This is a genomic window from Cellulomonas jepli (assembly GCF_047229345.1).
Taxonomy (GTDB): domain Bacteria; phylum Actinomycetota; class Actinomycetes; order Actinomycetales; family Cellulomonadaceae; genus Cellulomonas_A.
Genome location: NZ_JBFTER010000164.1, coordinates 1 through 6,095, shown reverse-complemented (window position 1 = coordinate 6,095; position 6,095 = coordinate 1). Strand labels below are relative to the sequence as shown.

Sequence of the window (6,095 nt, the reverse complement as noted above, 5' to 3'; positions counted from 1 at the left end):
CGCTGCGCACGGCGGTCGACGTCGACGACGCCCCGACGGTCGTGCGCTACCCCAAGACGCCGCTCGCCGCCGACATCCCGCCGAGGTAGCCGAGGTAGCCCGGCACGAGCGGCAGCACGCAGGGCGAGGCGAACGCGACGAACCCCGCGACGAGCGCGACCGGCACCGCGAGCAGCAGGGACCCCGAGAAGGCCGTGGTCTGGAAGGCGTCGCCGATGCCCGCGGCGGCTCCGCCGGTGGCGAGCACGCCGTGCGCGGCCCCGAGCAGGCCCGGCGCCGCGCCGGTCACGTCGTCGCGCCCGGCTGCTCGGCGAGCACGTCGTCGAGCAGCGCGCGCAGCGTGGAGCCCTCGGCGATGCCGAGGATGCGGGCGGCGACGCGGCCCTCGCGGTCGAGCACGACGGTCGTGGGCACGGCCTGGACCGGCACGGTGCCCTGGAGCGCGGCGATCGCGGCGCCGTCGGTGTCGGCGATGCTCGGGTAGGGCACCTCGAACGTGCGCTGGAACGCCTCGGCGGCGCCCGCGTCGTCGGTCCCGTTGATGCCGAGCAGGTGGACGCCCTGGTCGGCGTACTCGGTCGCGACGTCCACGAGGTCGGGCGCCTCGGCGCGGCACGGCGGGCACGCGGCGTACCAGGTGTTGAGGACGACGACGTCCCCGCGCCACGCCGCGACGTCCTGCGCCTCGCCCGCGAAGTCGGTCCCCCCGAGCTCGACGGGCTCGGACCGGTCGCCCGCGGCCCACACCTTCTGGGAGCCGTCACCCGACTCGTACCCCTGCCCGACGACGTCGTCGGGCGCGTTGGTGTCCTCCGGCGTGCACGCCCCGAGCAGCCCGAGGGCGAGCACGAGCCCGGCGGCGCCCGCGGCGGCCCGCGCTCCGCGTCCGGCCCGGCCGGCAGCCCGCGAGGTCACGCGCCGGCCACCCGCGCCGCGCCGGGCAGCAGCTCGGCGGCGGGCTCGCTGTAGGTCAGGCCGGTGAAGCGGTCGTCCTCGTAGTGCAGCGACGTGAGCGAGGCCAGCGAGCACTGTCGCCGGCGCGGGTCGTGCCAGAGCCGCCGGTTCTCGAACGCGAGGCGGGTGACCCAGATGGGCAGCTGGTGGCTCACGAGCACGGCCTGGTGCCCGCGGGCGGCCTCCCGCGCGGCGTCGAGCGCGGCGCGCATGCGCGCGACCTGCGCCTCGTACGGCTCACCCCAGGACGGGCGGAACGGGTTGCGCAGCAGCGGCCAGTGCTGGGGGTGGCGCAGCGACCCGTCGCCGACCCCGAACGTCATCCCCTGGAACTGGTTCTCGGCCTCGAGCAGGTTCTCGTCGGTGCGCACGTCGACGCCGAACGCGGCCGCGACGGGGCCGGCGGTCTCCTGCGCGCGCTGCAGCGGCGAGGCGATGACGACCGTGACGTCCGCTCGCTCCGCGCCGCGCCCGCCCGCGAGGTGCTCGGCGACGAGCGCCGCCATCGCGTGCCCGCGCTCGGAGAGGTGGTAGCCCGGCAGGCGGCCGTAGAGCACGCCCGTGGGGTTGTGGACCTCGCCGTGACGCAGGAGGTGCAGGGTGGTGGCGACCATGGTCCCAGTGTCGCAAACGTGGCTGTGTGCTGGGTCCGACGGCGGCGTGAGATGGGCGACGTCCGGAGCGGGAACCCGCCGCCGGACGCCGGGTCAGCGGCGGGCCCGGCCCCCGGACCCGCCGGCGGACGACCGCGGGCGGGCCGCGGTGCGCAGGTGCTCGATGACGACGCCCATCGCCTCGCCCAGCGCCGCGAGCTGCGCGGGGGTCAGGACGTCGACCAGGTTGGCGCGCACGGCCTCCACGTGACCGGGCGCGGCGTCGACGATCCGCTGCCAGCCGGCCTCGGTCATCGTGCAGTTGACGCCCCGGGCGTCCTCCGCGCACGGCGTGCGGGCGACGAGGCCGTCGCTCTCCATGCGCCGGATGGTGTGCGTGAGGCGGCTGCGCGAGTGCGCGAGCTCCCCGGCGAGCTCGGACATCCGCAGCGTGCGGCCCGGCGCCTCGGAGAGCCGCACGAGGACCTCGTACTCGCCGAGCGAGAGCCCGCTGTCGTCATCGAGCTCGCGGCCGAGGACGTCGAGGAGCAGCGCCGTGCCGTCGCGGAACGCGCGCCAGTGCGTCTGCTGCTCGGGCGAGAGCCAGCGGACGTCCGTGTGCTTCTCGGTCCGGGTGTCGGTGCTGGTCATGGGGTCTCCGGGGGTCGGGCTGCGGGGCGGGCGCGGGGGCGGCGCGGGTGGACGGGCTGCGAGCGGGGTGTCCGCGAACCACGCTAGGGGGTTGCGCGACGTCGCTCAGTGTAGTAGAAATCTCAACTAACAGTTCCTTGACGGTTCAAGTAACGACTTCCCGAGGAGATCACCATGAGCACCACCTCCACCGCGGTCCCGTCCGAGCTCGCCACGGGCACCTGGGCGGTCGACGCGTCGCACAGCGAGGCCGCCTTCACCGTCCGCCACGCCGGCATCTCCAAGGTCCGCGGCACCGTCGCGATCACCTCGGGCACCGTCGTCGTCGGCGAGGACCTCGCGTCCACGTCCGTCACCGCGACGCTCGACCCGTCCAGCATCAGCACCGGCGACGCCGGCCGCGACGGCCACCTCAAGACGGCCGACTTCTTCGACGTCGAGCAGTTCGGCGAGTGGAGCTTCGCGTCGACCTCCGTGCGCCCCGCCGGCTCCGACCACGTCATCGTCGGCGACCTGACGATCCACGGCGTGACCCGTGAGGTCGAGCTCGCGACCGAGTTCAGCGGCACCGCGGTCGACCCGTTCGGCAACACGCGTGCCGGCTTCGAGGCCACGACGACGATCTCGCGCAAGGACTTCGGGCTGACCTGGAACGCGGCCCTCGAGGCCGGCGGCGTGCTCGTCAGCGACAAGGTCGTCATCACGATCGACGCGTCGATCATCAAGCAGGCGTGACGCCCGCCTGACGCACCTCCCCCGGCCCCCGGGCCGGCGCGCACCGCGCGTGCGCACCGCAGCCTCCTCGGGCGCGGCGACCGTCCCCCCGGTCGTCGCGCCCGAGGTCTGTCCGCCCCGCGACGACCCGGGCACCGCAGCGGGCACCGCCCGCACGGCCGCCCCGCGCGACGCACGCGCGACCGGCCGAGGCCGGCACAGGCCGGCTCAGGACATCGACCGCGCCTGGTCGTGGAACGCCAGGATCTGCAGCTCCGAGCCGAGGTCGACCGAGCGCACGTCCACGCCGTCGGGCACCTGCAGCGCGCGCGGCGCGAAGTTGAGGATCCCCCGCACGCCAGCCGCGACGAGCCGGTCGCACACGTCCTGCGCCGCCCCGGCCGGGACGGTGATGACGGCCATCGTCGCGCCGCCCTCGCGCACGACGTCCGCGAGGCGCTCGGCGGGCTCGACGCGCAGGCCCGCGACCTGGGTCCCGGCGACGCGCGGGTCCGCGTCGACGAGCCCCACGACCACGAACCCCCGCTCGGTGAAGCCCGGGTAGTTCGCGAGCGCGTGCCCCATGTTCCCGAGCCCGACGATGACGACCGGGCGCTGCCGCGTCAGCCCGAGCACGACGCCGATCTGCCCGCGCAGGTGCGCGACGTCGTAGCCGACCCCACGCGTGCCGTGCGACCCGAGGAACGACAGGTCCTTGCGCAGCTGCGCGGGGCTCACGCCCGCGACGTCCGCGAGCGCGTCCGACGACGCCGTCCGCACCCCCTGGGCCTCGACCTCCGCGAGCGCACGCAGGTACCCGGGGAGCCGCGCGACGGTCGAGGGCGGCACGGTGCGCGCGGCCGGGCGCACCAGCGGCGCGGCGTCGCGCAGCGGTGCGTCGGTGCGGCCGGGCGGTGGGGCGCCCATGACTGACCTCCCAGGATGGTCCTCGGGTCAGGTTAGGACGTCGGGGGTCCCGCAGCGAGGGCCTGCCGGACCCGGGCGCCGTCGATGCGCCAGTAGCCCTGGCGGACCCCGTCGACCTCGACGACCGGCACGAGCTCGCCGTAGGCGTCGAGCACCGCCTCGCCGTTCGCCAGCAGCGGCGCACCCGGCTCGTCGACGTCGACCTCGCGCCACCTCGCGCCCGACTCCGCGCACACGGTGCGCACGAGCTCGCGCGCCTCGTCGCACAGGTGGCAGCCCGCGCGGCCGTAGAGCACGACGCGCGCCGGTGCGACGGGGGGCGGGGACGGGTCGGCGGGATGCACCTCCCCAGCCTAGGACGGCTCGTTACAGTGACGGGGTGCCCGAGCCGACAACGCCCGACGAGGTCGCCGCCGCCGGTGCGGCCGTCGTCCCGCACATCGTGGCGGCGCCCGACGCCCCACCCCGAGCCGCCGGGCGCGCGCACGCCGCGACCCCGGACGCGGGTGCCGAGGCGGTGGCCACCGAGGCCCGGCCCCGGGTCGGCGCGTTCTTCGACGTCGACAACACGATCATCCGCGGCGCGAGCGCCTTCCACCTCGCCGTGGGCCTGTACCGCCGCGGGTTCTTCCGCAAGCGGGACCTGCTGTCGTTCGGGCTGCACCAGTCCCGCTACCAGCTCTTCGGGGAGAACCTCGGCCAGATCGACGAGGTTCGCTCGCGCGCGCTGTCGATCATGACCGGGCACTCGGTCGCCGAGGTCACCGCCATCGCGGAGGACGTGTACGACGAGGTGCTGTGCCTGCGGATCTACCCCGGCACCCAGAAGCTCCTCGACGAGCACATCGCCGCAGGTCACGAGGTGTGGCTCGTCACCGCCACCCCGGTCGAGGTCGGCGAGCTCATCGCCCGCCGGCTCGGCGTCACCGGCGCGCTCGGCACGATCGCGGAGCACAAGGACGGGTTCTACACGGGCTACCTCGTCGGCGACCTGCTGCACGGCGAGGCCAAGGCCAGCGCGGTGCGGGCGCTCGCGGAGCGGGACGGGCTCGACCTCACGCAGTCGTACGCGTACGGCGACTCGACCAACGACGTGCCGATCCTGTCCGAGGTCGGCTTCCCGTGCGCGATCAACCCGGACGGACGCCTGCGCCGGCACGCCCGCGAGGTCGGCTGGCCGATCCGGGAGTTCCGCGGCCGCCGGCGCGCGGCACGGCGTGGCGTCAACGCGGCGAGCCTCGCCGGGCTCGCGTGGGTCGGGGGGCTGGTGTTCCGGGCCATCCGGCGGGCGGTGCGCCCGTGAGCGCGCGCGTGCGCCGCGCTGTGCCGGGCGACGCCGACGCCCTCGCCGCCCTGGCCGCGATCACGTTCCCGCTCGCGTGCCCGCCGGGGTCGTCGCGCGAGTCCCAGCAGGCGTTCATCGCGCAGGTGCTGTCGCCCGAGCGGTTCGCGGAGTACCTCGCGGACCCGGCACGGACCCTGCTCGTCGCGCACGACGACGCGGTCCCCCAGCCCGTCGGCTACACGATGCTCGTCGAGGGCGAGCCCGCCGACGCGGACGTGCGCGCGGCGGTCCGCCTGCACCCGACCGTCGAGCTCTCGAAGTGCTACGTGCTGCCGGGGCACCACGGGCAGGGTGTCGCGACGCTGCTCATGGCGGCGACGCTCGACGCCGCACGGCGCACCGGGGCGGCGGGCGTGTGGCTCGGCGTCAACCAGCAGAACCTGCGTGCGCAGGCCTTCTACCGGCGGGCCGGGTTCGAGGTCGTCGGGACCAAGCGGTTCCTCGTCGGTGACCGGCTCGAGGACGACTTCGTGCTCGAGCGCGTGCTGCGGGGCGAGGTCGCGACCGGGACGGCCGACGGCTGACGGTGGCGGCGCCGGTCAGGCCGCGAGCCCGCGCACGAGGTCGACGACCGTGAGCGCGATCCACGGCGCGAGGGAGCCCGCGAACGCGAGGGCAGCGCGGCGCTGGTCCCGCGAGGTGCGCGAGCGGCGGGTCACGATGACCCACGCCGCGAGGCTGGCGCCGCACACGCTCAGCAGCATCGCGATGCTGAGGACCGCCCCCGCGGGGCCGTCGGCCGCCGCACCGTCCTGCTCGTCGAGCGCGTAGCCGACGAGCGCGGCCGCGGTGAGCGCGAGGCAGACCGCCGCGACGCCGGCGGCGACCGCGAGGGTGCGCGACGGGACCGGCGTTCCCGGCGGATGCTCGCGTGCGCCGTGCTCGTCGAGCGAGCGCGGCCGCACCCAGTC

The 6,095-nt window shown here is 75.8% G+C and carries 9 protein-coding genes and 1 pseudogene; 3 read left to right on the top strand and 7 right to left on the bottom strand.

Going from position 1 to position 6,095, the window contains the following annotated elements:
- Positions 1–61: 61 nt before the first annotated feature.
- From AB6N24_RS22410 to AB6N24_RS22395, 4 genes and pseudogenes are all read right to left on the bottom strand, one after another.
- A pseudogene (locus AB6N24_RS22410) lies at positions 62–217 on the bottom strand (cytochrome c biogenesis protein CcdA); the annotation flags it as partial.
- A gap of 68 nt (positions 218–285) precedes the next feature.
- Positions 286–915 carry a TlpA family protein disulfide reductase gene (locus AB6N24_RS22405; RefSeq protein WP_412871571.1) on the bottom strand — a complete coding sequence of 210 codons (630 nt, stop codon included), beginning with the start codon at positions 913–915 and terminating at the stop codon, positions 286–288.
- Positions 912–1,568 (bottom strand): histidine phosphatase family protein, encoded by a 657-nt coding sequence (locus tag AB6N24_RS22400; protein ID WP_412871570.1) that lies wholly within the window; start codon positions 1,566–1,568, stop codon positions 912–914. Before AB6N24_RS22400 ends, AB6N24_RS22405 begins: the two co-directional genes overlap by 4 nt.
- A gap of 93 nt (positions 1,569–1,661) precedes the next feature.
- Positions 1,662–2,198: a MarR family winged helix-turn-helix transcriptional regulator gene (locus AB6N24_RS22395; RefSeq protein WP_412871569.1), complete on the bottom strand. Its 537-nt coding sequence runs from the start codon at positions 2,196–2,198 to the stop codon at positions 1,662–1,664.
- 174 nt (positions 2,199–2,372) lie between these two features.
- On the opposite strand from AB6N24_RS22395, the gene AB6N24_RS22390 reads away from it, so the two are divergent.
- Positions 2,373–2,933, top strand: coding sequence for a YceI family protein (locus tag AB6N24_RS22390; protein WP_412871568.1), 561 nt, complete (start codon positions 2,373–2,375; stop codon positions 2,931–2,933).
- Between the two features lie 207 nt (positions 2,934–3,140).
- On the opposite strand, the gene AB6N24_RS22385 is transcribed toward AB6N24_RS22390, so the two are convergent.
- Together AB6N24_RS22385 and AB6N24_RS22380 are read right to left on the bottom strand one after the other, a co-directional pair.
- Positions 3,141–3,839: a redox-sensing transcriptional repressor Rex gene (locus AB6N24_RS22385; protein WP_412871567.1), complete on the bottom strand. Its 699-nt coding sequence runs from the start codon at positions 3,837–3,839 to the stop codon at positions 3,141–3,143.
- A 32-nt stretch (positions 3,840–3,871) separates the two neighbouring features.
- Complete coding sequence (locus AB6N24_RS22380; protein WP_412871566.1) at positions 3,872–4,183, bottom strand: glutaredoxin family protein; 312 nt, start codon at positions 4,181–4,183, stop codon at positions 3,872–3,874.
- A 173-nt stretch (positions 4,184–4,356) separates the two neighbouring features.
- On the opposite strand from AB6N24_RS22380, the gene AB6N24_RS22375 reads away from it, so the two are divergent.
- Entirely contained in the window at positions 4,357–5,142 is a 786-nt protein-coding gene (locus tag AB6N24_RS22375; RefSeq protein WP_412871572.1) for an HAD family hydrolase, read from the top strand.
- Positions 5,139–5,708, top strand: a complete 570-nt coding sequence (locus tag AB6N24_RS22370; RefSeq protein ID WP_412871565.1) for a GNAT family N-acetyltransferase — start codon at positions 5,139–5,141, stop codon at positions 5,706–5,708. Before AB6N24_RS22375 ends, AB6N24_RS22370 begins: the two co-directional genes overlap by 4 nt.
- Positions 5,709–5,723: 15 nt before the next feature.
- On the opposite strand, the gene AB6N24_RS22365 is transcribed toward AB6N24_RS22370, so the two are convergent.
- Positions 5,724–6,095 (bottom strand): hypothetical protein (locus AB6N24_RS22365; protein ID WP_412871564.1); only part of this gene is annotated, 372 nt, incomplete at its 5' end.